The sequence below is a fragment of the Parabacteroides sp. B2-S-102 genome (assembly GCF_023656665.1).
GTDB classification, from domain to species: Bacteria; Bacteroidota; Bacteroidia; order Bacteroidales; family Tannerellaceae; genus Parabacteroides; species Parabacteroides distasonis.
This window is the reverse complement of record NZ_JAMOKM010000025.1, coordinates 1-25,215: the sequence shown is the minus strand read 5'-3', so window position 1 is coordinate 25,215 and position 25,215 is coordinate 1. Positions and strand designations below refer to the sequence as shown.

21 protein-coding genes, 1 tRNA gene and 1 other RNA gene are annotated in these 25,215 nt (G+C 46.4%); 15 read left to right on the top strand and 8 right to left on the bottom strand.

The annotated features are described in order from the left end of the window. Positions 1-4 precede the first annotated feature (4 nt). The 4 genes from NBH07_RS20280 to NBH07_RS20265 are packed head-to-tail and all read right to left on the bottom strand — an operon-like array spanning position 5 to position 1,393. The gene (locus NBH07_RS20280) at positions 5-349 is read right to left on the bottom strand and encodes a hypothetical protein (RefSeq protein ID WP_009018452.1); all 345 of its coding nucleotides are present in this window, start codon (positions 347-349) and stop codon (positions 5-7) included. A 9-nt stretch (positions 350-358) separates the two neighbouring features. Next, positions 359-928 carry a response regulator transcription factor gene (locus NBH07_RS20275; RefSeq protein ID WP_039848990.1) on the bottom strand — a complete coding sequence of 190 codons (570 nt, stop codon included), beginning with the start codon at positions 926-928 and terminating at the stop codon, positions 359-361. 11 nt (positions 929-939) lie between these two features. Further along, a complete protein-coding gene (locus tag NBH07_RS20270) occupies positions 940-1,179 on the bottom strand; it encodes a hypothetical protein (protein ID WP_009018450.1) in 240 nt (79 codons plus the stop codon). A 4-nt stretch (positions 1,180-1,183) separates the two neighbouring features. Continuing rightward, positions 1,184-1,393: a hypothetical protein gene (locus tag NBH07_RS20265; protein ID WP_009018449.1), complete on the bottom strand. Its 210-nt coding sequence runs from the start codon at positions 1,391-1,393 to the stop codon at positions 1,184-1,186. 128 nt (positions 1,394-1,521) lie between these two features. Between NBH07_RS20265 and NBH07_RS20260 the strand changes: the two genes are divergently transcribed. The 6 genes from NBH07_RS20260 to NBH07_RS20235 all read left to right on the top strand — a co-directional run bounded on the left by NBH07_RS20260 (position 1,522) and on the right by NBH07_RS20235 (position 10,117). Then, complete coding sequence (locus NBH07_RS20260) at positions 1,522-1,899, top strand: helix-turn-helix domain-containing protein (RefSeq protein ID WP_009018448.1); 378 nt, start codon at positions 1,522-1,524, stop codon at positions 1,897-1,899. 4 nt (positions 1,900-1,903) lie between these two features. Further along, a complete protein-coding gene (locus tag NBH07_RS20255) occupies positions 1,904-2,134 on the top strand; it encodes a hypothetical protein (protein WP_009018447.1) in 231 nt (76 codons plus the stop codon). Positions 2,135-2,751: 617 nt separating this feature from the next. Continuing rightward, positions 2,752-4,086: a TolC family protein gene (locus NBH07_RS20250; RefSeq protein WP_005861991.1), complete on the top strand. Its 1,335-nt coding sequence runs from the start codon at positions 2,752-2,754 to the stop codon at positions 4,084-4,086. Positions 4,087-4,133: 47 nt separating this feature from the next. Beyond that, positions 4,134-5,384, top strand: a complete 1,251-nt coding sequence (locus NBH07_RS20245; protein WP_005861993.1) for an efflux RND transporter periplasmic adaptor subunit — start codon at positions 4,134-4,136, stop codon at positions 5,382-5,384. A gap of 12 nt (positions 5,385-5,396) precedes the next feature. Continuing rightward, complete coding sequence (locus NBH07_RS20240) at positions 5,397-7,772, top strand: ABC transporter permease (RefSeq protein WP_008780854.1); 2,376 nt, start codon at positions 5,397-5,399, stop codon at positions 7,770-7,772. 17 nt (positions 7,773-7,789) lie between these two features. Beyond that, complete coding sequence (locus NBH07_RS20235) at positions 7,790-10,117, top strand: ABC transporter permease (protein ID WP_009018445.1); 2,328 nt, start codon at positions 7,790-7,792, stop codon at positions 10,115-10,117. A 109-nt stretch (positions 10,118-10,226) separates the two neighbouring features. Here the strand turns inward: NBH07_RS20235 and NBH07_RS20230 are convergent, their stop codons facing one another. Beyond that, entirely contained in the window at positions 10,227-11,276 is a 1,050-nt protein-coding gene (locus tag NBH07_RS20230) for a linear amide C-N hydrolase (protein ID WP_005862000.1), read from the bottom strand. 215 nt (positions 11,277-11,491) lie between these two features. On the opposite strand from NBH07_RS20230, the gene NBH07_RS20225 reads away from it, so the two are divergent. The 5 genes from NBH07_RS20225 to NBH07_RS20205 all read left to right on the top strand — a co-directional run bounded on the left by NBH07_RS20225 (position 11,492) and on the right by NBH07_RS20205 (position 14,904). Continuing rightward, positions 11,492-12,517, top strand: coding sequence for a DUF362 domain-containing protein (locus NBH07_RS20225; RefSeq protein ID WP_005862002.1), 1,026 nt, complete (start codon positions 11,492-11,494; stop codon positions 12,515-12,517). Between the two features lie 119 nt (positions 12,518-12,636). Further along, positions 12,637-13,239, top strand: coding sequence for a riboflavin synthase (locus NBH07_RS20220; protein ID WP_005862004.1), 603 nt, complete (start codon positions 12,637-12,639; stop codon positions 13,237-13,239). A 201-nt stretch (positions 13,240-13,440) separates the two neighbouring features. After that, on the top strand, positions 13,441-14,355 hold the full coding sequence (locus NBH07_RS20215) for a DnaJ C-terminal domain-containing protein (protein WP_005862007.1): 915 nt from the start codon (positions 13,441-13,443) through the stop codon (positions 14,353-14,355). 13 nt (positions 14,356-14,368) lie between these two features. Then, positions 14,369-14,686, top strand: coding sequence for a chaperone modulator CbpM (locus tag NBH07_RS20210; protein ID WP_005862009.1), 318 nt, complete (start codon positions 14,369-14,371; stop codon positions 14,684-14,686). A 146-nt stretch (positions 14,687-14,832) separates the two neighbouring features. Continuing rightward, a tRNA-Met gene (locus NBH07_RS20205) sits at positions 14,833-14,904 on the top strand. A gap of 97 nt (positions 14,905-15,001) precedes the next feature. On the opposite strand, the gene NBH07_RS20200 is transcribed toward NBH07_RS20205, so the two are convergent. From NBH07_RS20200 to rnpB, 3 genes are all read right to left on the bottom strand, one after another. Beyond that, positions 15,002-16,357 carry an MATE family efflux transporter gene (locus NBH07_RS20200; protein ID WP_008780858.1) on the bottom strand — a complete coding sequence of 452 codons (1,356 nt, stop codon included), beginning with the start codon at positions 16,355-16,357 and terminating at the stop codon, positions 15,002-15,004. Positions 16,358-16,375: 18 nt separating this feature from the next. Beyond that, on the bottom strand, positions 16,376-17,746 hold the full coding sequence (locus tag NBH07_RS20195; protein ID WP_005862013.1) for a YihY/virulence factor BrkB family protein: 1,371 nt from the start codon (positions 17,744-17,746) through the stop codon (positions 16,376-16,378). Positions 17,747-17,775: 29 nt separating this feature from the next. Next, an RNA gene (gene rnpB / locus NBH07_RS20190) (RNase P RNA component class A) lies at positions 17,776-18,130 on the bottom strand. 407 nt (positions 18,131-18,537) lie between these two features. Here rnpB and NBH07_RS20185 point away from each other — a divergent pair. From NBH07_RS20185 to NBH07_RS20170, 4 genes are all read left to right on the top strand, one after another. After that, the gene (locus NBH07_RS20185; protein ID WP_005862015.1) at positions 18,538-20,061 is read left to right on the top strand and encodes a Do family serine endopeptidase; all 1,524 of its coding nucleotides are present in this window, start codon (positions 18,538-18,540) and stop codon (positions 20,059-20,061) included. 139 nt (positions 20,062-20,200) lie between these two features. Next, positions 20,201-21,061 carry a sigma-70 family RNA polymerase sigma factor gene (locus NBH07_RS20180; protein ID WP_005641668.1) on the top strand — a complete coding sequence of 287 codons (861 nt, stop codon included), beginning with the start codon at positions 20,201-20,203 and terminating at the stop codon, positions 21,059-21,061. A gap of 108 nt (positions 21,062-21,169) precedes the next feature. Beyond that, positions 21,170-22,642 carry a glycoside hydrolase family 125 protein gene (locus NBH07_RS20175; RefSeq protein WP_250833584.1) on the top strand — a complete coding sequence of 491 codons (1,473 nt, stop codon included), beginning with the start codon at positions 21,170-21,172 and terminating at the stop codon, positions 22,640-22,642. Positions 22,643-22,759: 117 nt separating this feature from the next. After that, entirely contained in the window at positions 22,760-24,337 is a 1,578-nt protein-coding gene (locus NBH07_RS20170; protein WP_005862019.1) for a sulfatase family protein, read from the top strand. Positions 24,338-25,215: the final 878 nt, after the last annotated feature.

Genomic DNA, 25,215 nt, shown 5'->3' with positions numbered 1-25,215 from the left:
CTTTTTATATTAAAATATGATTAGAGTGTTTACTGTTGATCTTCCGGAGGAAGGATTTTCTGCATTCCTCGGGATTGGCAGTACTTGGTATAAGTATAATAGTACGACAGTCTATCCGGAGAGGAACCTTACCTTCATCGTTGCCAAGAGGTACCTTTAGGGTTGGATTCTTGCACATATCCGCTTTAGGTTTAATCGTAGCTGGTGGAATCTGTTTTTTTAATCCAAGTTCTTTAACTAAAGCATACACTTTCTCCGGGCGTATGCCTAACATCTTGGCCATAAATTGACCGGTCAGTTTTTTGTAATTGGTACGAATGTACTCCTTTTGTTCTTCTAATGTTGCCATAGTATTGATTTATTTTAAGTTATGTGTATGCCAATAGTCTACCAAATCTGCGATTGTCCGTGTAGAAGTTTTTTCGTGTATATTCCGGATATGATTCGCTACGGTATGCGGGCTGATATGGAGCAACTGTGCGATATCATCCACCTTATATCTTTCGATCACCAAACGGAGCACGTTTGTTTCCCGGAACGACAAGGTCGTGTTAAATTCGGGCTTGCAAACAATCCCGGCAAATGGGCATTCATTTCGTATCGGACATTTTACTTCCTCAAAATGGAATCGTCCCCACACATCTATATCCGGGTTGTTTGCGTCATATTCGCCGAAATTACACCGGATAAAACGAGAAACGATCCAATACTCATAATTGAGTCGATTCGGTTCTTTTCTTGAATATAACAGGCTCAACGCTTCCCATGCTTTGGTATAAAAAGTCACCAGATGGGAGATAAAAGCAGAGATAAATACCCTGTTCTCCTTTCCTGTTTCGGCCAAAACCCTAACAGGGTCTCCCTTTGGCTTGATCATAACCTCGCAATCCGGGGTGTTATAGAACTCTATTTCTTGAAAGCGATTCATGTCTTTTATTTTCACATATCGTTAAATTCCCTAATACTTATGAGCCTACCGTCTTTTAGACTGAGCATTAAAACATATTCCGCCGTTGAAGTTTTTTCTCCTGTATTATCGTAATAGGAAAAGCCAGAACTCTCGTTCAAGCGACGTAATAACTCTGGGTTATTATTGATTTCAATCAAATGTCCTTTTACGGATTCAATGAAAGCCAAGGCTTTCTCCACAGATCCTTTTGAAATTTCTTTTGTGCTCATGATTTTACCATTTAAAAGTTGTTTGACATATTGTTTCTAAAGCTCTTCTTTCCAAAAGAGAATAGTTTTCCCGTGTTAGTTTTGAATAGAAAGTTGGATATGAGATACCGCTTGCTACTAAGAACTGATCTCTAACAGCTTTCTTCCTTTCTTCATCCAAGGACTGGTAATAGTCTTTAAATGTCATTTTTTCAATCTTTTCTGCATTTTCCATACGTAAAACATATTTTAGTGTTATATTTATAATGCAAACGTAAACTAAACTTTGATATTATACAAAGTTTTATGTGATATTTGTCACATGATTATATATGTTTAACAATGTTTACAAATAATACTTGAATGTTTATACCAAGTAAAATAGAACAGCTTATTATTGATAACAAATTGACAAAGAAGTCTTTTTGTGAAAAAGTATCCATATCTGTACAAGGATTGGACAATATTTTGAAAGGAGCAGATCTTGGTTCAAGTAAACTTGAACGAATAGCAGATTTTTTCAAATTACCCATTGATTACTTTTTCGATAGAGACATAAATGTAGATAACTCAATCGGTCATCATGTAAATGGAAATGGGAATAAGGTTTCTGGAGATATTACTCTAAGTGAATGTAAAAATGAACTTGAGAAGCTCAGATTACTCATTAAGGAGAAGGAAGAGCGTATAAAAGATAAAGATGAAATGATTGCACTTTTAAAACAACAACTAAATAAGTAGTATTATGGAAGAAAAAAAGGTTATTCACAGTAATGAGTATCACTTGCTAAGGCAATCAGATATTCAAAAAGAAATGAAACAGGTGGTGGAAAACTTGCACATGGCTGCTGGATCTGTAGGGGGATTTGATCTCTATAAAGTCGTACAGACTTACATGCTTGATCTAGAAAAACGGCATGCAATTAATGAGCTTCTTCATATTCCGGAAGATGCTTCTTTTTATTATGAGAAGTAATTTGTACCGGGACTGTTTTAGGACAAAATAGTATTATAGTGATATTTGTGATATTTTGATAAACAGATAAATAGATGCTAAGCGTTTACACAAAAGGGTCTTGGTACCCCGACTTAGAAAAAGGGAAATGGTTGGTATTCAGCTGTTTCCCTTTTTTTGTGTCCTGCCCTTAAATCTAAAGGATAGTCAACGATTGTAATCAAAACAATTGTTCGTACCTTCAAGTAAAAAACATTCTTCTTACTATATACAAATATAATTACTATCTCATCTATTTCCAGATTATCGCCGTGGAATATATAGACCACGTCGTGATTTGTATATTCCACGTCTTGATCTGTACAGACCACGTCGTGGTTTATAGAATTATACAGTATGCGCATAAGAATTCATAGGCTATCGAGCAAGAATTCATATAGGAGTAGAGCGTTTTTTACTTAGGGAGAAGAGGAGACGCTCTTACGTGTCAAAGTGGGAATAGTGTCAAACAATTAGACAGCGTTGTCAAAATATTGGACAGTTCTAAAAGAATAGCTTTTTGTTATCTGATTGTTGTTTAGTTGTTTATGTGTTTTGGCACGTTCTTTGCTATTATTTAGGTAGAAAATAATAGAGCAATGAAACAAATATTACTTACAACAGTTCTTTCTCTCAGTTTCGCTACGGCGACGGTGGCCCAAGAGAAACTTTGGACTTTGGATGAATGTATGCGCTATGCCGTGGAAAACAGCCCATCGGTTAAAAAGCAAGTTTATACATCAGATACGTATAAGGCGGAACGGAATGCCGCCGTAGCTTCTTTTTTCCCGGCGGCATCGGCTAAGGTCGGAGCGCAATATAGTTTTGGCCGTTCGATCGATCCTGCGACCAATACCTATGAGAATACTTCTACGTTTAATAATAACTATGGCCTCGACGCTTCTATTCCTATTTTTACGGGCGGACAGCTGATCAATCAATGGTTGATGGCAAAATCCAATCGCCGTATGGGAGTTAATGACATACAGAAAGCGAAAGATGATTTAGCGATGAAAACCATGCAGGCTTATATGGATGTGGTGTATTATAAAGGAACGATTCGTATGGCGGCCGAGAAATTGGAGGAGAGTAACCGTACCTTATATAAGACTCGCCGGCAAGAAGAGCTGGGTTTGAAAGGGAAAGCGGATGTAGCTCAATTCGAGGCTCAAGTAGCGGCCGATGATTATACATTGACCCACCAGCAGAATCTTTTCAATACGGCCTTGCTTACTTTGAGGGAATGTATGAATTATCCATCTGATTTAGAACTGGAGGTGGATACTTTATTACCGGATATCAATTATGTCCCGGAAGTAGAGAATGTGGCGGAGATTTTCGCCTATGCGTCCGGGAATAACCCTACCGCCTTGCAAGCCGAGTATCAATTAACGCAAAGTAAATACCAATATCGTATTTATAAAGGAAAGTTGCTGCCGAGCATTTATTTGAATGCCGGAATCTCTACGAGTTATTTCGAGAACCTGAAGTCTGATAATGCCCCGGAAGGTTTCAAGGATCAGTTTAAAAATAACCGTGGTGAATATGTATCTTTTAGCCTTAGCTTTCCCTTGTTCGATGGTTTGAGCAGACTAACGAACGCTCGTCGTTACCGTAACAATATGCGGATCGCACGGGAGACAAGGACAGAGGTCTTTCGCCAGTTGCAGACAGCGGTAGAGCAATCGGTCTTGGATCGTGAGGGATACGCTAAAGAGGCCATACAGATGGATAAGAAGGTGAAATCGGATGAGTTGGCTTATCGTGTTACCCTACGGAAGTACGAGGAAGGCCTGATGAGCACGCTGGATGTACAGACAAGTGCGAATACGCTGTTGGAGTCCAAGGCCAATCTGCTTCAAAAGCGATTGATGTACTTATTGAAAAGCAAGTTGGTAGATTATTATAAGGGCAAGCCTCTTATCAATGAATAAGAATTGAGAACATAGAATTTAGATGATAATAAAAAATATAGAATACGATGGATATACAATTAGAGAAAAAGAAAGGTCTTCAGAAGAAGCATATTCCTTATGTAGCGGGTGGCGTGTTGTTCGTTATCTTGTTGGGATGGATTATCTTTGGTGATCATGCTTCTACGTTGAAAGTGGACGCGAGAGGGATTAGCATCGGTAATGTGACCCGTGAGCAATTCAATGACTTCTTTCGTATGGATGGTCAGGTGCAACCTATCACGGTCGTGCAGCTTAGCCCCGAGGAGGGCGGTATCGTACAGGAGAAAGTCGTGGAAGAGGGTGCCCAAGTGAAGAAAGGCGATATCATTGTTCGTCTGAGCAACTCAAATCTAGATTTGCAGATCTTGAACGCTGAGGCCGAGTTGGCGGAGAAGCAGAACTTCCTTCGTAATACGCAGGTTACCATGGAGCAGGATAAGCTGACCAATCAGATGGAGAAACTTCAATACGATATGGACATGAACCGGGCCCGCCGCTCGTTCAACCAACAAGAACAGTTGTATAAAGAGAACTTGATCGCCAAGGAGGATTATCTGAAAGCGAAGGAGGACTTCGAGTTAGCCTCTCAAAAGCACGCCTTGATTACCGAGCGCTTGCGCCAAGACTCTATCTCCCGCACGATCCAGATGGATGAGATGGAGGCCAGCTTGGCGAACATGCGGAAGAATATCCTGTTGATCCGCGAACGTAAGGAAAACTTGAATGTCCGTTCCCAGATCGACGGTGAGTTGGGACTGTTGGATGTCGTATTGGGGCAAAGCATCAATCCCGGACAAAAGATCGGCCAGATTAACGACCTTTCCGATTATAAGATAGAGGCCATGATCGACGAGCATTATATAGACCGCGTGAAACCGGGCTTAAGCGCCGCTTTCGAGCGTCAAGGCTCGTCTTTCGACTTAACGGTGCGCAAAGTTTATCCCGAGGTTCGTGATGGTAAGTTCCGTACGGATTTCGTTTTCACGGGTGAGCGTCCGGATAATATCCGTAGTGGACAGACCTACTATATCAACTTGGAGCTGGGGCAACCTACCGAGAGTATCATTATCCCGAAGGGAACTTTCTTCCAGAGCACGGGCGGAAGCTGGATATTTGTTCTTGATCCGGATGGAAAGAAAGCTTACAGGCGTTCTATCAAGATCGGCCGTCAGAACCCGCAATATTATGAGGTTCTTGAAGGTCTGGAAGCCGGTGAGAAGGTGATTGTGTCCAGTTATGAGAGTTATAAGGATAATGAAGTGCTGGTGCTGGAATAAAATCGATATAATATGAAAAACATACTAATCGCCATTCGTTCCATTTTTAAGAAAGGGCGGCATAACGTGATGAAAATCGTATCGTTGGGAATCGGCTTAGCGGTAGGCTTGGTATTGATCGCTAAAGTCTATTTCGAACAATCGTATGATGATTTTTATCCGGATAGAGACCGGGTCTATCAAGTCTGGGCGAAATACCAGCAAAATGGAGGGGAGTTGAAGGATTATCCGCAAACAAGCGGTGGCATCGCTCCAACTATGCAACAACAGATACCCGAGATCGAGACCGTCACCCGATACACGAGTTTTGGAGACTGGACCTTTACGATGACCGACACCAAGATGAAATACTCCGGTCGTTGTATCATAGCGGATAGTTGTTTCTTTGATATTCTTCCTCGTCCTATGTTGATCGGAAATGCGAAAGAGGTTCTTTCCACCCCGATGTACGTGTTGATATCAAGTCGTATAGCGAAAAATATCGGAGGCGATGTTATCGGGAAAAACTTCACGGTAGACAATTCGCCGGGACGTACTATGACTATTGGTGGCGTTTTTGAGGAAGTTCCGGAAAATTCTCATTCCCGTTACGATGTAATTGTTTCCATGGCTTCGGCGGGTCGGTTTATGTGGGAGGGTTCGCCTACTAATATGTTGGGAAACGATCGTTACATAAGCTATGTGAAGTTGCACAAGGGGGTGAATCCTTTAGCTTTGGAGGAACAGGTGCGTACGTTTGTGAATTCTTATTTCCCTCCGGAGGAACAGCAAAAGGTCGGGTTAAGCATTGATTTCTCATTTCATAAGCTAGATAATCTACACAAGGAGTTGCCGCAAGTCAAGCGAATGACGTGGATACTTTCCTTACTGGCCTTCGCTTTGATCTTTACGGCGGTGATGAACTATATCTTAATCGTGATATCCTCTATCGTAAATCGCTCGAAGGAGGTGGCTGTCCATAAATGTTATGGGGCAAGCGAGAATAATATTCATGGTATGATGTTTGGTGAGGCGTTGGTACATATAGTGCTTTCACTGATCTTGGCCTTATTGTTGATCCTTGCGTTTAGAGGTACGGTAGAGGAGTTGTTGGCGACTTCGTTAGATTCCTTGCTCTTGTCTAATGGTAGCTTGGTCTTGCTAGGGATATGTATCTTGGTGTTTTTCGTATCTGGTTTTATGCCGGGATCATTATACGCCCGGATTCCGGTGGCCTCCGCTTTCCGTAATTACCGGGAGAATAAGCGTATCTGGAAGAAAGCCTTGTTGCTTGTCCAGTTTGTTGCTACGGGCTTTTTGGTGACGATGCTTGTTTTCGTTGCCCGTCAATATACGTTTATGGTGAATGATCGTCCGGGATATGCCTATGAGAACCTTGCCTACTGCGGGTTAGCTGGCGTGGACTCTACCTCTCGTGCCAAGATTCTGGATGAGGTGATGCGGCTTCCGGGAGTCGCTGCGGCTACCACCGTTTATCAATTGCCTTTCGAGCATGCTTCCGGTAATAATATTCTTTTACCGGGCGGGACTCAAGAGCTTTTTAATATCGCCGATCTCTATTGGGTAGGCAACGGATATCTGGACATGATGGAGATTCCCGTGATCCAAGGCCGCTCGTTCACGGAGAATGTGACCAACTCGAGAGAGGTGATGGTAGACCGCCGTTTCGTGGAGAAGATGAAATTGGTAGCGGGCTGGACGGATGATGTTGTTGGGAAGGATATTTGCGTCACCGAGCATAGCAAATGGAATGAGGAGCCATTCACGATTTGCGGCGTGTATGAGAATATCCGTCTGGGAGGAATCTCGAACCAAGATATGCGGCCCTCCGTATTATTCTATGCGCATAAGCCCATGTACACCTTGCAGGTGAAGTTCCATGAGCTGACCAACGATAATATGGCTCGTTTACAGCAGAAGATATCCGAGACATTTCCGGATCGTGAACTGAGCGCTATCTCTTTCCGTTCCGAGATCATGGATCTATATAAGGACTCCCGCCAATTCCGTGATTCCGTGATGATCGGAGGTCTGGTCACGCTTCTTGTTACGTTGATAGGACTTATAGGCTATACGAATGATGAGGTGAGCCGTCGTCGTAAGGAGATCGCCGTCCGCCGGGTGAATGGGGCTACCTTATGGGATATATTGAGGTTGTTCATAAAGGATATCGGATATATCTGTATCTATGCGGTCATATTAGGCGGTGGCATAGCATACTTTGTCTTGCAAAAGTGGCAAGAGCAATTCACGGAGAAAGTACCTTTGTCATGGTACATATTCTTGGGTTGCGGCGTATGTGTCTTATTGATTATATATTCCGTGGTTTGTCTGGATGCCCGCAAGACGGCTAATGATAATCCGGTGAACTGCTTGAAATCTGAGTAATTGAAAATTTATAATTCATGAATAATTTATTGAACTTTAAGTCCTTTTTCAAGTTCCTCGGAAGGAATAAGGCTTATACGCTGATAGACGTGTTTGGTCTGTCTGTATCGTTGATGTTTGTGTTATTGATAGCGGTCTATACGGTACAGGAGATGTCTACAGATAAATTCCATACCAAGGCGGATCGTATCTATCTGGTCGGGAATGAAAATTGGATGGCCACCGGAGCCGCCATTCCTTATAAGATAAAGGAACGCTATCCGGAGGTAGAAAAAGTTTGTCCGGTAGTGGCGGGTAATTCGAGTGATATAGTTGTAGTTTCCGGTGATCGGAAACTGAAGGCAAACGTGATGTTCGCAGACTCTACGTTCTTCGATTTCTTTGATTTCCGGTTGCTACAAGGCACTCGTGAGCAAGCGTTGGCCGCCGGGAACTATGCGGTGGTCTCCTCTTCGTTCGCCCGTAAGATGTTCGGAACGGATGATCCGATGGGACGGAAGTTGGTGGTGGGCGATACCATATCGGCTACTATAAACGGGGTGGTGGAGGATTTACTTCATTCCTCTATTCCCGAAGCCGATGTGATCGTGCGTTGGGAGCAGGTTCGGTATTTGAACTGGTCGTTGGCTCCGGATCAATTGGGGAATGCCGGAAGTACATCGGCTTTTGTCTTGGTGCGTGAGGGCAGTGATTTCCCTTCTCGTGCGGAGGATATGGCCCATTGGTTCAAGGAGTTTTATTGGCCGTATCAATATGGGACGGCAAAAGAGGTACGCATATTGCCGCTTAGTGAGCAGTATTTTGCGAAAGCCGCTTCTTACTCTTCTTTGCGAAAGGGAGATTGGCGTTTCGTGATCGTGCTGATGTCCGTAGGTTTTCTTATCTTGATTTTTGCGGTTATCAATTATATTAACTTGACGGTTGCCCAAGCGGGTTTCAGGGCGAAGGAGATGGCTACCCGGCGCCTTTTGGGATCTTCACGGGGTGAGTTATTCATGCGCTTGATGCTGGAGTCTACTTTGCTTACGTTTATTTCTTTGATTATCGGGGTTCTCCTTGCGCTGGCGGTCGTGCCGTTTGTCAATGATTTATTGCAGACACGTGTCGATATGAATGTATTGGGTAGACCTGTCTGGCTATTGGCTCTGGTTTCATTAACGGTTGCCGTGGGAGTTTTATCCGGCTTACTGCCTGCTATCATTATTTCTTCTTCTAAACCGATCGAGGTGGTAAGGGGTACGTTCCGGGCTAAGACGAAAATGGTATTCAGTAAGTTCTTTATCGTATTCCAGAATGTGATCACGATCACGATGATCGCCGCCTCTATCACGATGGTTTGTCAGATCGTTCATATGATCAACGCTCCTGTCGGATATAAAACGAAGAATTTATTGGCTATGCGGTCGGTGGATGAAAGGCAGTTATCCGCTTTTGTCGGTGAGTTGAAAGGTTTGTCATGCGTAGATAGGGTCGGGAAGACTCAAGGATTGCCTTTATTCGGTAGTAATAATTGGACTGCTACTTATCAGGGGCAAAATATATCTTTTCAGCAATTCGTTATGGATAAGGAGTGTTACGATATGCTGGGATTGGAGATTTTGCGTGATAACCATTTAACGACAGAGGGCTGGTTCCTAAACGAGCAAGCGATGCGTGAGATGAACTTATCGGAGGATGCGGCCTCTTTTATGCTGGACAGGCAAGAAAGACCGATAGCGATAGCGGGTATCGTCCGGGATTTCTATTGCTTTGGAAATGTGACGACAGGGATGAACCCTGTCATGTTCCGTTTCTTGAAAGATAATGAAGATCCTTGGATGATCTTGATCGAGACACAAGGTGATCCTTTCGCCGCAAAGGAGGCTATCGGTAAAGTATATGAGAAAGTGACCGGACTTGAGTTTGAGGCTTACTTCATGGATGAGCGTTTACAAAACTCATTCGACTCGCAAATCCGTTTGGCAAAGATCGTAATCGTATTCTCGATAATCGCCATCCTTATTTCTTTGCTAGGCTTATTGGCGATGTCCACTTATTTTATCCAACAGCGTTCGCAGGAGGTATCCGTACGAAAGGTATTTGGTTCCAGCAATCGGGAGATATTGGTTAAGCTCGTATTCACGTTCTTGAATTATGTGCTGATCGCTTTCGTGATCGCCATACCTATTATTATGTACTTTATGAAAGATTGGCTGTCTGATTATTCATATCGTATTAGTTTAAGTCCGCTGATATTTATCGCTGCCGGCTTATTCTGCCTCGTGATCTCGTTTGTCTCTGTCTTTTTCCAGAGCTACCGGGCTGCCACGTCGAATCCGGTGGATAGCTTTAGGCATAGGCTTTAATTGTTAAGCATATCATAAAAGGTAATAACGCTTGTTTAAAAATAAGGGGGGAGTAAATACCGACTTTTGATACCTCCCCTTATTTATTCTTGTCTGTTTTTCTAGCCCTTCAGATCCCGAACAAGAACGGTAACGGCTTGCTGTCCTTGAAATCTTTGGCGGTGTTTCCGGCGTAAATCTCGCCGTTTGTGAGCGTTAGTTTCTTGATAGGTGTACCTGCCTTGAAGTCCAAGCTCTTGAAATCGACCCAAAAGATATCCGGGCTTAAAGTAGACTCGAAGTAATATACCTTATTCTTCTGGTCGGCTACCGTACGCCAGCGGGTAGAGGAGATATTCGGTTGATCCGGGGTCGTGATTCCCAGAGGTACCGATACGTTACGCATTACGCTGAATACCCCGGCTACCGCTTCCCGGAAATTACTTGTCTGCGGGATGGCGTGGATATAGAAAGAGGCACGCACGAAACGATCGGAAGCCCGGTTCGTACCCGGCAACATGACCAAGCCACCTATCTGTTGCCAGTAGTCGTTTAAGGTTAGTTGCTTATCGTATGTAGGGGAATTCGTCATGACTTGGCATTCCCGTCCCTCATGGATAACCAAGTTCCCATTTAGGTACTCGAAGATAGCGCTATTCCCTGATGCGTCCGAGATCGAGAGATGCAAGGTTGATTTCGCCCCGTTCGGAAGATCCGGATCGTCGATGCGGAAGACCTCCTTGCTTAACTCGGCAACCGCCTCATCTACCGTGGCGAAATTATCGAGTACATACTGCGTCCAGATGCTAAGCCCCATAACCGGGCGGTTATCGTCCGGTCGGAAATAAGATGACTCGGTGAGGAACAATAGGTTGGCTACAAGTCCCTTCTCGTTCATGCCGTCGCACGTACCGATATCATACCCGGCGGTCACCACGCTTCCGTATTTCGAGGTCCATTGGATGGTATTATCGGATATCGCTCCCCTTCTCTGTACGCCCCGGGGGAAGAGATACAGGTTGGATTGCGGGTCCTCTTTCCAATCCATGGTACGTCCGGTTACGACCATATCGTCCGGCCCGAGGTAAACGGCCCTTGTACACGCCTCGCTTCCCATAGGGTTCATGAACATGAACAAGCCGGCGAAAAGAGAGGCCAGTGTTAAATTCTTTGATTTCATAAGATCTATATTATTAGGATAATCTATTTATGAAACAAGTGGCTTTAAGGAATGTTTTAGAATGATATACGGGATACGGAGCCGTGTGAACAACCCCCATTTCGTTTTTAGGCTTTCAAAATTCGTTTTGTTCGTAAAGGAGTCTTATTTTTCAAGTTTTTAAAGAACTTCGCGTATCGATTAAATAAGAAACATATGAATTTAAATTCTATATCATGACAGCAAAACAAAAAATGTCACGCCGTAACTTCATACGGAGTTCGGTCGTTATGGGTGGCGCATGGATGGTGGCAGGTTCTATACCTGTAGAGAGTATCGCAGGCGAAGTGAGGCCGGAGATTGCGAAAAGCGAATCCTCTGCCGGAGTTTCGAAGGTATATATGTTGAAAGATATCACTCCTCAGAACATGATCCGTCTCTACGACGCCTTGGGACGGAAGGCCAAGGGGAAAGTGGCGGTGAAGCTCTCTACCGGAGAGCCGGGAGGCCATAACTTCCTGCAACCTACACTTATCAAAGACTTGGTAAAGAAAGTAAACGGTACGATCGTGGAATGTAACACGGCTTACGGAGGCGGACGCGCGGATACCGACAGCCATTTGAAAGCCGCCGCCGATCATGGCTTCACGGCCATCGCTAAGGTGGATATCATGGATGCCGACGGCGAGGTGGCTCTTCCGGTTCAAGGCGGTAAACACCTGAAAGAGGATTTCGTAGGCTCCCATTATCTGGATTATGATTTTACGGTCGTCCTTTCCCATTTCAAGGGACATGCCATGGGCGGTTTCGGGGGAGCGCTGAAAAATATCTCTATCGGTATAGCCTCATCCGCCGGAAAGGCTTGGATACATACGGCGGGTAAGACGAAAACCGACTTGTGGAACAACCTTCCCGAACAGGATCATTTCTTGGAATCAATGGCCGAGGCGGCTAAGGCCGTGACTACCCATTGTGGCGAAAATATACTTTATATCAGCGTAATGAATCGACTCTCCGTAGATTGCGATTGCGATTCGAACCCGGAAGAGCCGAAAATGGCGGATATCGGTATGCTAGCCTCACTCGATCCCGTGGCCTTGGATAAGGCTTGCGTAGATCTGGTTTACGCCTCGCCGGACCCTGGCCGTGTCCACTTGATCGAGCGCATGGAATCCCGCCATGGCATCCATATCGTCGAGCATGCGGAGGCGTTGGGTATGGGAAGCCAGCGGTATGATTTGGTCTCCTTGGACGATAAATAATATCGTAAATTAAAAACATTTAATAACTTCCTTTTTATCGGGCTTATTACCTCAAAGGCGTTATCTTTGCCCATGAATAAATAACAGTTTTGGGAGTACAAACTAAAAACGATTTGATTATGTTCTCAGGTATTGTAGAAGAAGCGGCTCAGGTAGTAGCCCTCCAATCCGATAAAGGAAACCTTCATCTGACGATGAAGTGCTCATTCGTGAATGAGCTGAAAATAGATCAGAGCGTGGCTCACAACGGCGTTTGCCTTACGGTGGTAAGCATGACGGAAGATACGTATACGGTTACCGCTATCAAGGAGACCTTGGAACGTTCGAACCTCGGGAACCTGAAAGTGGGCGATAAGGTGAACTTGGAGCGTAGCATGTTGATGAACGGCCGTCTGGACGGGCATATCGTACAGGGGCACGTGGACCAGACTGCCGTTTGTGCGGAGGTGAAGGAGGCGGACGGCAGCTGGTACTATACGTTCGAGTACGCTTTTGATAAGGAGATGGCCCGGCAGGGGTATATGACCGTGGAGAAAGGCTCCGTTTGCGTGAACGGCGTCAGTCTGACGGTATGCAACTCCCAGCAAAACAGTTTCCAAGTCGCTATCATCCCTTATACGCACGATAACACGAACTTTTGCCAGATCGAGAAAGGTACGGTAGTGAACCTAGAGTTCGATATTGTCGGGAAGTATATCAGCAAGATGATGCAGTTTAAATAAGGTTCGAAGAATTTCCTATCCATAAAAGGCTTTAGCGGTATCTGATGATCCCGGCTAGAGCCTTTTCTATCTACGGACAATCTTAATTCCGTGCGTGTACGATTAAAAACGTTTTAAGTAAATTTTCACTAACCAAAACTATCCTTGGTATGTTTATTGTTATATAATTATATGAGAAAAATAGACTAAACATATCAGATTATGGCCTATATCGATTATTACAAGATTTTGGGGGTGAACAAGGACGCTTCTCAGGATGATATCAAGAAAGCCTATAAGAAGTTGGCTCGGCAATATCACCCTGACTTGAATCCGAACGATCCCGACGCCCATCGTAAGTTTCAGGAGATCAATGAGGCGAACGAGGTGCTTAGCGATCCGGAAAAGCGTAAGAAATACGACCAGTACGGGGAGAATTGGAAACATGCGGATGAGTTCGAGGCTCAACGGAAGCAGTATGGCCAGCAAGGTGGCGGCTTTGGCGGTGGCTTCTCGAACGGCGGAGGTACGTATTGGTCCTCCTCCGGCGATGATGGAGAGTTCTCGGATTTCTTTGAGTCTATGTTTGGTTCCCGCCGGGGTGGCGGTGGCCGTTCTAATCATGGATTCCGTGGACAGGATTACACGGCCGAATTGCACTTATCCTTGATGGATGCGGCCAAGACACATAAGCAGGTGATCACCGTGAACGGCAAGAACCTGCGTATCACGGTTCCCGCCGGCGTAGCCAACGGGCAAACCATTAAGCTGAAAGGCCAAGGCGGGCCGGGCATGAATGGAGGACCTGCCGGTGATTTGTACATCACGTTCATTATTCCGGACGACAGCCGTTTCAAACGGGTGGGAGACGATCTGTACCTGACCGTCCCCTTGAACCTCTATACGGCGGTCTTGGGTGGCGAGCAGATTATCGATACCTTGGATAGCAAGGTGAAACTGAAAGTAAAACCGGGCACGCAAAACAATACGAAAGTCCGGTTGAAAGGTAAGGGATTCCCTGTTTACAAGAAGGAGGGGCAGTTTGGTGACTTGATTGTCACGTACTCGATCGAGGTGCCGACCAACTTGACGGAGAAACAGAAGGATTTGTTCCGGGAAATACAAAGTCTAAATTAAAAACAGGTGTATTATGCAAACAGATTTAGTTATTGTCAGTGAATACTGCCAGAAATGCCATATAGACCCTTCGTTCATCATTTTGCTGGAAGAGGGAGGTTTGATAGACATTAATATCACGGATGGAGAGAGGTATCTCTTCTCTTCCCAGCTCCGTGATCTGGAACAATACACACGTATGTATTACGACTTGTCTATTAACATCGAGGGAATCGAGGCCATTCATCATATGCTGGACCGGATGCGGAATTTGCAGGCGGAGATACAATCGTTGAGAAACCGTCTGCATTTATATGAACCATTCGGTTTTGATACGATCGAGAATTTCTAGTGTCAAATTGCTGCTTAACAAGGCTTCACTGCCCGATAGCGAAGGGTGTACGCAAACAAATTGAAAATATTTCTTGAAAATGTTTGGAAGTTTGGAATGTAATATATACCTTTGCACTCGCAATCAAGAAATGATAGCGACTATATCGCGGAGTGGAGCAGTGGTAGCTCGTTGGGCTCATAACCCAAAGGTCGTAAGTTCGAGTCTTGCCTCCGCAACTAAAAAGTCCTCAAGTCATTGACTTGAGGACTTTTTCTCTATTCAATCAAGCGATCGGGCGATGCGACCCCGATGGAAACGAATAATAAGCTATGCTTATTTCTTCCGTAAAGGCCCTTTGTTCTTCCAGAATCCCAATTTATAATAGATATAGGTGATTGTAAGCCCGATGCAAAGGCTGGCGCCGATGGCCCACCAGATACCGCTCCGTCCCCAGATAGAGCTAAACCAATAGGCGAGGGGAATGCGTATCAGCCAAAGACAAGTGATGCTTACTGCCATTGGGAACAGGGTATCGCCAGCTCCCCGTAATGCCCCGTTGAAGACGTTCAAGCCGCCGTGTACGATAAAGAATCCTCCCATGATCAATAAATATTCCTTGCCAATCCGGATCACCTCCGGGTCCTTGGTGAAAGCCAGCATCATCTTGTCCCCGAAGAAATAGATGGCCGTGAAGGTTGCTAGACCCAGCAATAGGTTGACAAGCATGGCGAATCGTACCCCGTCACGTACCCGGTCCAAGTGCCCAGCTCCGATGTTTTGCCCGCAGAAAGCAGCTAGCGCCCCAGAGAGGGTCAATACCGCTTGGATGATGATCGTGTCGATCTTTCCCGCTGCCCCGTAAGCGGTGAGCGTATCCGTGCCGAAACTGTTCACGATCCCCAGTAAGGCAATCAATCCTAGCGAGATGGCACATTGCTGTACGCTGGAGGGAAGCCCGATGCGGAGCCCTTCCTTGAACAGTCCCATATCGAACAATAAATCCTGTTTCTTGATAGAGAGCAGGGGATGGGTGTTGTTCACGTAGCCTAGGGCCACGCACATGCCGATCCCTTGGGCGATCACCGTAGCCCGTGCCGCCCCTTCGATCCCCCATTTGAAAACGACAATGAAGAGTAAATCCAAGGCTATATTCAAAATCGTGGTAAGCAGGATAAACAGCATGGGGCGCACGGACTCCCCGACACCCCGCAATATGGAGATAATGCTATTGAAAGTGACAAACAAGAACGTACCCCCTACATAAATCCTAAAATAAGCGACCGCCTGCGGGATCACGTCCTCCGGTGTGTTCGTCAGCCTGAACATCGGCTCGGCAAAAATAATTCCCGCTATGGACAGCAATACCCCTGCGACCAACATGAAGATAAAGAAAGAGGAGAAGGCCTTCTGCACCTTATCGAACTCCTTCGCCCCGAAAAACTGTGAGATCACCACCGACGTACCGCTCCCGATACCGATCACCAGCGAGATAATAAAGTAATAGATGAAGAAGGAAGCCGATACCGCCGCCAGCGACTCTTTCCCCAGAAACTGCCCGACGATGACGCTGTCGGTCACGTTATAGAGTTGTTGCAGCAGATTGCCGATCAGCAAAGGGAAAGCGAAACGCAGGATCACCTTCCATACCGCCCCACTCGTCAAATCCCTATTTCCTGTATTAATTCTCAATTCTCAATTTTCAATTCCCTATAGGTCTTTCAGCAGGATATTGTCGTTTGCCTTTATCATATCCTCACGTGTCTTCAGCAGGGCTTTCCATTCCTTGCTGAAAAGCTTGCTCGTGTCAATCTTAAAGTTCTCGGAGCCATACTCGTCCATGCGGGTCAGCAGGTAGCTGACCGTGATCTTATTGACATCGATCGCCGGCTGGTAGTATGCCACACGGTCGTCATTCCCGTAGTTCACCTCGATGATGATGTTCAACTCCGTGAGCAGGTATAAGATCTGTGTCGTTATGCGGATAGGGATGCGGTAAGCGTCGGATAGCTCGTCGGCCGTATAGGGTTTCTCGCCTTTCACGAACCGTTTGACGATCAGCGAGGCGATCAGCAAGGTCAAGAAATCCTTGTACCGGCGGCTGATACTTTTGCTGTCCCTCTCAAAGCTGAATTTCTTCACGTTCTGGGAGGCGTACGACAGCTCTGCGCCAAACAAGCAAATCAACCAAGAAAGCTGCAACCAAAGCAACAACAAAGGCAGTGCGGCAAAACTACCGTAAATAGCGTTGTACTTGCTCACCCAAATCTGCCCACTGATATAAATAAATTGGAACAACTGGAAGGCGCAACCAGCGATAAAGCCTGCCACCAACCCGTTCACGAACCTTACTTTCGTATTCGGCAGGGAGACGTACAGCCCCGTGAAAGCCAATGTCGTGATAATATAAGGCGCTATATGCAAGAACAGCTCTACGAGTGGCGTAAAAAACAAGTATTGCCCCAAGAACGAGTTCTGCAAGGTAGACATGAAGATGGACAAACCGCTGGATGCCGTCATCAGCACCGGCAGCACGAGGAATAAGGCCAGATAATCGGATATCTTCCGGTACCACGGACGGGATTTCTGGATCTGCCAGATGTCGTTGAACGTATCCTCCACGGACGAGATCAAGTTGATCACCGTATAAAACAATAAAATCAAACCGACCCCGATGATCACTCCCCCCTGCGCCTGCGCCAGATAGCTCTCCACGAACTCGAACGCCTTGTTCAGCTCCATCTCGTGCCCGGGGAAATAATCGAACAACTCCTGCCGTACCGTCCCTTGGAAACCGAAGCCCTTAGCTATACCTAATAATACGGCCAGCAAAGGTACGATAGATAACAAGGTGCTGTAGGTAAGCGCCGACGCCTTGGTTTGCAGGTTCTCGCTCTGGAAACCCCGCACGGCGAGTATGACCGTCTTGATGATATTGATATAAATCTCCTTCAGCCCACTAACTTCATTCTCGGTAATCCGCCAAATGTCGTAGGTAACGAAACGGATGGTTCGTGCTAATAATGCGCTGATCCGTTCTCCAATAGGTTTCTTTTCTTCCCGTGGCTTGTTTTTGGGCATATCGGCACATGATTTAATTGGCAAATAAAAAAAGCAGTCTGCCTATAAGCCGGGTCCTGTACCTCTTTGGAAAGAGGCGCCTGCCATTTATCTTGTCTTACCGTCGCCGGTAAGCTTTAGCGGTCTACCCCCCGGCATCGGACGAGCCATCCTACATGCGCCGGTATACATGACCTTACAACCCATAAGACGTACGGCATCCCGTATCGCTACGGGACCCGGTGAGCTCTTACCTCACCTTTTCACCCTTACCGGACGAGTCCGGCGGTTATTCTCTGTTACGTTACTCTACCCTCACGGACAGCTTCCCGTTAAGAAGTATGGTGCTCTGTGTTGCCCGGACTTTCCTCACACCCGAAGGTGAGCGACAGACCGGCAGACTGCGATAGGACAAAGATAGGTATTTTAGTTGACAGTTGACGGTCGGCGGTTGACAATTATTTTGGAGACGCATCGGAGAGATAGGATAACATTTTCTTTTTCAGCCGTAAACATATTCTGTCTCCTAGGTGTTTTTTTATACGAACAGGGATTCTAGATTGCCAGTAACCGACTGTCATTTATCAATTGTCGACTGTCAGTTATCGCATGTCAACTGTCAATTCGTCTGCTGTTTAATTGTTAAAAAGGTACTTTGCAATACACAGTACTGTTAAGTGCGGTTAAGCCTCTGTGATGCCTCGTTAAAAGTGATAAAAAATACGATGGAAATGGAATATCCGCACAATTTTTGAGTTTTCTTTGCCGTAAAGAAACTGTTAAATTTAAGTGTTTAATTAAATAAGAAAAGTATGAAAAATATCTGGAAGAATGTGCTTGGTGTTGCTCTGATAGCAGCCATTAGTTCTGGTGCCGCGATCGGAACGAGTACTTACCTGATGAATAAGAATCAACGTCCGGCGGAGTTGGCCTCCGGAGTTGAGAATACCTTCAAGCAACCGTACCGATTGACGAATTATGGAACCGTGGCCGCCGAGAATATCGATTTCACTACGGCCGCCGAGAGCGCCATCCACGGGGTTGTCCATATCAAGGCCACGGCTAATGCGCAAGCCTCTAACGGGGACGGCGGTCAGCAGTATATGGACCCGTTCGAGTATTTCTTCGGCTTCGGTGGCCGTGGAGGGTTCCAACGTCCGCAACAGCAACCTCGTGTGGGCGCCGGCTCGGGTGTCATTATCTCTACGGATGGTTATATCATCACGAACAACCACGTGATCGACGGAGCCGATGAGCTGGAGGTTACCTTGAACGATAACCGGAAATTCCCGGCAAAGATTATAGGGGCTGATCCGACAACAGATATCGCCTTGATCAAGATCGAGGCAACCGACTTACCTACGATCCCCTTTGGTGATTCTGAGAAGTTGAAAGTAGGTGAGTGGGTGTTGGCGGTAGGTAACCCGTTTAACTTGACCTCTACCGTTACGGCAGGTATCGTGAGCGCTAAGAGCCGTGGTAACATCGGCGCCGGTGGCAAGGATCGTAGCAAGATCGAGTCGTTTATACAGACAGACGCCGCCGTGAACCCGGGTAACAGTGGTGGGGCGCTAGTGAACACGAAAGGCGAGTTAGTCGGTATCAATACCGCTATCTACTCTGAGACCGGTAACTTCGCCGGATACTCTTTCGCCGTGCCTATCAGCATCGCCGGTAAGGTGGCTAACGACTTGAAGCAATTTGGAACCGTGCAGCGTGCTGTATTAGGCGTATTGATACAAGACCCGCAATACGTGCCCGACGCTGAGAAAGAGAAAGTGAAAGTATTCGAGGGCGCTTACGTAGGTGGTTTCGCCGAGCGCAGCTCCGCTAAGGAAGCCGGAATCGAGAAGGGTGACGTGATTGTAGCTGTGAACGGCGTGAAGATCAAATCGTCTAGCGCTTTGCAAGAGCAGATCAGCAAATACCGTCCGGGCGACAAGGTAGAGTTGACGATCAACCGCAACGGTAGCACGAAGAAATTCACGGTAGAACTCCGTAATGCGCAAGGTAGCACCAAGGTCGTGAAGGGTGGCGACAGCGCAGAGGTTATGGGCGCAGCGTTCAAGGCTTTGAACGACGAGCAGAAACGTAAGTTAGGTGTAAGTTATGGTATCGAGGTCACCGGTCTGACCAGCGGCAAACTGAAAGACGCCGGTATAAAGAAAGGCTTCATTATCATGATTGTAAACAACCAGAAGATCTCTGCTCCGGAAGACTTGGAAAAGATTGTGGAAAGCATACTTCAAGGACGTACGGAAGATCAAGGCCTCTTCATTAAAGGCTTCTACCCGAACGGACGTACGAAGTACTATGCGATAGATCTTGCCGAATAAGATAAACAAGGACTGTAGTCTTATAGGTGTGAAAAGATTGTTAAAGGTTTTTAATTGGCTGGATGTGGGGTGCATCCAGCCAATTCTTTCAACAAAAATGGTTATCTTTGCACCCCGTATTCTCAATTAAACAAATTGAATGAGACAATTAAAGATCACAAAGTCCATTACCAACCGCGAAAGCGCTTCGCTGGATAAATATCTTCAAGAGATTGGTCGAGAAGATCTTATCACGGTAGAAGAGGAAGTGGAATTGGCACAGGCTATCAAAAGAGGAGACCGTAGGGCGTTAGAGAAATTGACCCGTGCGAATCTCCGTTTCGTCGTTTCTGTGGCTAAGCAATATCAGAACCAAGGTTTGAGTTTGCCCGACCTTATTAATGAGGGTAACTTAGGCTTGATCAAGGCTGCCGAGAAATTCGATGAGACGAGAGGTTTCAAGTTTATTTCCTATGCTGTATGGTGGATTCGCCAATCTATTCTGCAAGCTTTGGCAGAGCAGTCAAGAATCGTGCGTCTTCCGTTGAACCAAGTAGGCTCGCTGAACAAGATCAGCAAGGCCTTCTCCAAGTTCGAGCAGGAAAACGAGCGCAGACCGTCTCCAGAGGAACTTGCTGATGAGTTGGATATCCCGGTGGATAAGATTTCCGATACCTTGAAGGTGTCCGGACGTCATATTTCCGTGGATGCCCCGTTCGTGGAAGGCGAAGACAACAGCCTTTTGGATGTGCTTGTGAACGATGACGCTCCTATTGCGGACCGGTCGTTAATGAACGAGTCATTGGCTAAGGAAATTGATAGAGCGCTTGCTACACTGACCGAAAGAGAATGTGAGATAATCAAGATGTTTTTCGGTATTGGCTGTCAGGAAATGACATTGGAAGAGATTGGCGACAAATTTGGCCTCACTAGAGAGCGTGTCCGCCAGATCAAGGAAAAAGCAATCAGAAGATTAAGACAAGGAACTCGTAGCAAGCTTCTAAAATCGTATTTAGGCTAATTTAAGGAATTATTGAGTTGGCGAAGGCTCCGGTCCGAAAAGGATTGGGAGCCTTTATTTTTTTTCTTAACTTTGCCACTGGAATATAATACCATAAAAACTATATAAATGACTACAAGACGTAATTTCCTGAAAACAGGATCTATTTCCTTGGCCGGCCTGTTGGTTGGCGAGAAGGTATACTCCGCCGTGAGTACGCCCGACAATAAAAAGAGTTTTAGCACGATCGCCTCTAAGGTGACCGGCGATTACGCCAGCAAGCGCCCGGCTCCCGAGGCCCGTAAGTTTACCTCCAAGGCGGTAGAGGAGCAACTGAAGGCTTCCAAGGCCCGTATCAAGGACACGAAGCTGGCTTGGATGTTCGAGAACTGCTACCCGAATACCTTGGACACGACCTGTGAGTTCAAGATGGTAGACGGCAAGCCGGATACGTTCGTGATCACCGGAGATATTCACGCCATGTGGTTGCGTGACTCCTCGGCGCAGGTTTACCCCTTCGTCACCTTGGCGAAGAAGGATAAGGACTTGCGGCAAATGCTGGTCGGAGCTATCAATCGCCAGACCGCCTGCATCCTGATCGATCCCTACGCTAACGGCTTCAACGAAGGCCCTACCGGGAGCGAGTGGGAGAGCGACCGCACGGAGATGAAGAAAGAGCTTCACGAGCGTAAATGGGAGATCGACTCGCTTTGCTACCCGATCCGCTTGGCGTATCATTATTGGAAAGAGATTGGCGATACCTCCGTATTCGACAGCAAATGGGAGCAGGCAATGGAGGCCGTTTACCGTACCTTCCGTGAGCAACAGCGCAAGGATAGCCTCGGGCCGTACCGTTTCTCCCGTGTGACGGACCGCCAAGGCGATACCCTCTTGAACGATGGTTGGGGTAGCCCAGTGAACCCGGTGGGCCTAATCGTCTCTTCTTTCCGTCCTTCCGACGACGCTACGCTGTTCGGCTTCTTGGTACCATCGAACTTGTTCGCTATCACCTCGCTTCGTCAGGTGGCTGAGATTCTTCGTGTCGTAAGAAATAACACGGACTTGGCCGGCCGTTGCGAGGCGTTGGCGGGTGAGGTAGAGGAGGCCGTGAAGAAATACGCTATCGTGGAGCATCCGGAATTCGGTAAGGTATACGCCTTCGAGGTGGATGGTTATGGTGGACAGGTATTCATGGACGACGCTAACGTACCGAGTTTGCTGGCTTTGCCGTTCTTGGGTTGCGTGGACGTGAACGACCCGGTTTACCAGAATACCCGCCGCTTGGTGCTGAGTCCTTCCAATCCTTACTTCTTCAAGGGAAAGGCCGGCGAGGGCATCGGCGGTCCGCATATCGGTTTCAACTATATCTGGCCGATGAGCTTGATCATGCGTGCTACGACTTCCAACGACGAGAAGGAGATCCGGTATTGCATAGAGACGCTTCGTGATACGGACGGAGGCACGGGCTTCATGCACGAGTCTTTCCATAAGGACAATCCTTCCGATTACACCCGCTCGTGGTTCGCTTGGACGAATACTCTGTTTGGCGAGTTGATCGTGAAGCTGCAATCCGAAGGCAAGCTGAAAGACCTCCTCGGCTAATACCACCAAGGTTAATATCACCAATTGTAGAGACGGGACATGCCCTGTCTCTACAAGTCTGTAGCTGAGTGTATTTAGGCAAAATCAATCAAAACAACATAAATCTAAGCGGAATACATGAAAACAAATAAACTATTCATTCTGACAGGTCTGGCGGCGATAGCCTCCACCTCCTGTAGCCAAAAAGAGAATACGTCCGGGCAGCCCGCCAAGCCCATGAATATCCTTTATATCATGACGGACGATCACTCCTTCCAAACCATCAGTGCCTACGACAAGCGATACATCCAAACCCCCAACATCGACCGCATCGCAAACGAGGGCGTACGTTTCACCAATAGCTTCGTAGCCAACTCCATCAGTGGCCCCAGCCGTGCCTGCATGCTGACCGGCAAGCACAGCCACAAGAACGGCTTCATCGATAACGCCCATACCTTCGACGGCTCGCAGCAGACCTTCCCGAAGCTATTGCGTAAAGCTGGCTACCAAACCGCCATGATCGGTAAATGGCACCTCACCTCCGATCCCACCGGTTTCGATTACTGGAACATCCTCGTAGGCCAAGGCGATTACTATAACCCCATCTTCATCGATAACGGCGAGAAGCGTCAGATCGAAGGGTACGCCACGAACATCACGACCGATCTGGCTCTTGATTGGCTGGACAATAAACGAGACAAGAGCAAGCCTTTCTGCCTCCTGCTGCACCATAAGGCCCCGCACCGTACTTGGATGCCCGATACCTGCGACCTGCGTCTTTACGATGATGTGACCTTCCCGCTGCCCGAGAACTTCTACGACGATTACGCCGGCCGCATCGCCGCCTCGGAGCAGGAGATGAGCATCATCAAGGATATGGATATCGTATACGACTTGAAAATGGCCGATAAGGAGAACGAGATCCATTCCTCCAACGCCGATCTGGAGAAGTACGGCCGTGAGCTTTATAACCGCATGAATCCGGACCAGAAAGCCGCTTGGGACGCCTATTACGATCCGATCATCCAAGACTTCAAGGCGAAGAAACGCACGGGTAAGGAGCTGGCCGAGTGGAAATACCAGCGTTATATGCACGATTACCTTCGGGTGATCCATTCCGTGGATCGGAACATCGGTATCGTGCTCGATTATCTGGAGAAGAACGATTTGCTGGATAACACGTTGATCGTCTACACCTCCGACCAAGGCTTCTACATGGGCGAGCATGGCTGGTTCGACAAGCGCTTCATGTATGAGGAATCCTTCCGCACCCCGTTGCTGATGCGTCTGCCGGGTGGCAAGAAGGGTGATATCCCGCAGCTCGTGCAGAATATTGATTACGCCCCCACTTTTTTGGAACTGGCCGGAGCCCCCATCCCAGCCGACATCCAAGGCGAGTCCTTGCTTCCCTTGCTGAAAGGCGAGCGGCCGGAGAACTGGCGTAACTCCCTTTACTATCATTACTACGAGTATCCCGCCGAGCATTCCGTGAAGCGTCATTACGGCGTACGTGACGATCGTTATAAATTGATCCATTTCTACAACGACATCGACGTATGGGAGCTTTACGACCTCCAAGAAGATCCCCACGAGATGAATAACCTTTACGGTAAGCCCAGTTACGAGGCAGTGATGAAACGCATGCGAGACGAGCTTTATAAGCTGCAAAAACAATATGATGATCCTGTGGGAATACGCTTCAATGTGTCGGACTGATGAGAGCGGACATTCGTGTTCTGTTATCAGATTTTTTAATTAGTTGTGGATTAAGGTGCATAAAGGACTTGGAACTTGGGGGATGAGAAGTTGAGTCTTTGCGCTTGATGACTTAGCTCTTTGCGTTCTTTGATTTAAGTCATTGGCTTGAAGGAATTAAGTCTATCGTATGGCTCTTCTTTGCTTATGCGTGTATCGAATTAAAAAATGACTATAGGCAGGTTTCAAGTTTCAAGGTTTCATGAAACCTTTTTCTTCACACACACGATACGTACATTATATAGGTTTCAAATAAATCCCTTTATGTTTGTTATGCGGGATGGATAGCCTCGAAGAACTTGCGTAGCCACGACATGATGTTTTTACCCGAGGCGGACGGAGCGATCATGAGGAACTGTATTATATGTACTTGTGCGTGTGTGAGGAAAAGGGGTTCGTGAAACCTTGAAACTTGAAACCTATTTCCATGCCCATCCAGATATTGTCAACATCAGTACAGATAAATATATGTGCCTTTATCGTGTGCGTACATTAAACGTAAGGATTGTTGAGCCATGAGAAAAAACTTGAAAAATAATGCCGAAAATGTTTGGAGGTTATGTTTTATAGCGTTACTTTTGCACCCGCATTCGAGAGAGAACGGCGATACCGAAATAATGAAACAAATTTTTCTTGAAAAAAGTTCTGAAATAATTTGGAAGTTTAAAAGAAAAACACTTATCTTTGCATCCACGTTCGCAAAACGAAAGCGACAAAAGAGTTCTTTGAGAGATTTACATAATTCAACAAGTAGTACAAGTATTAGGAAAAGAAATTTTCCGGATCGATACCGTCAATAGAAGTATGACTTTGGACTACGATAAACGGATTCCGGAGCG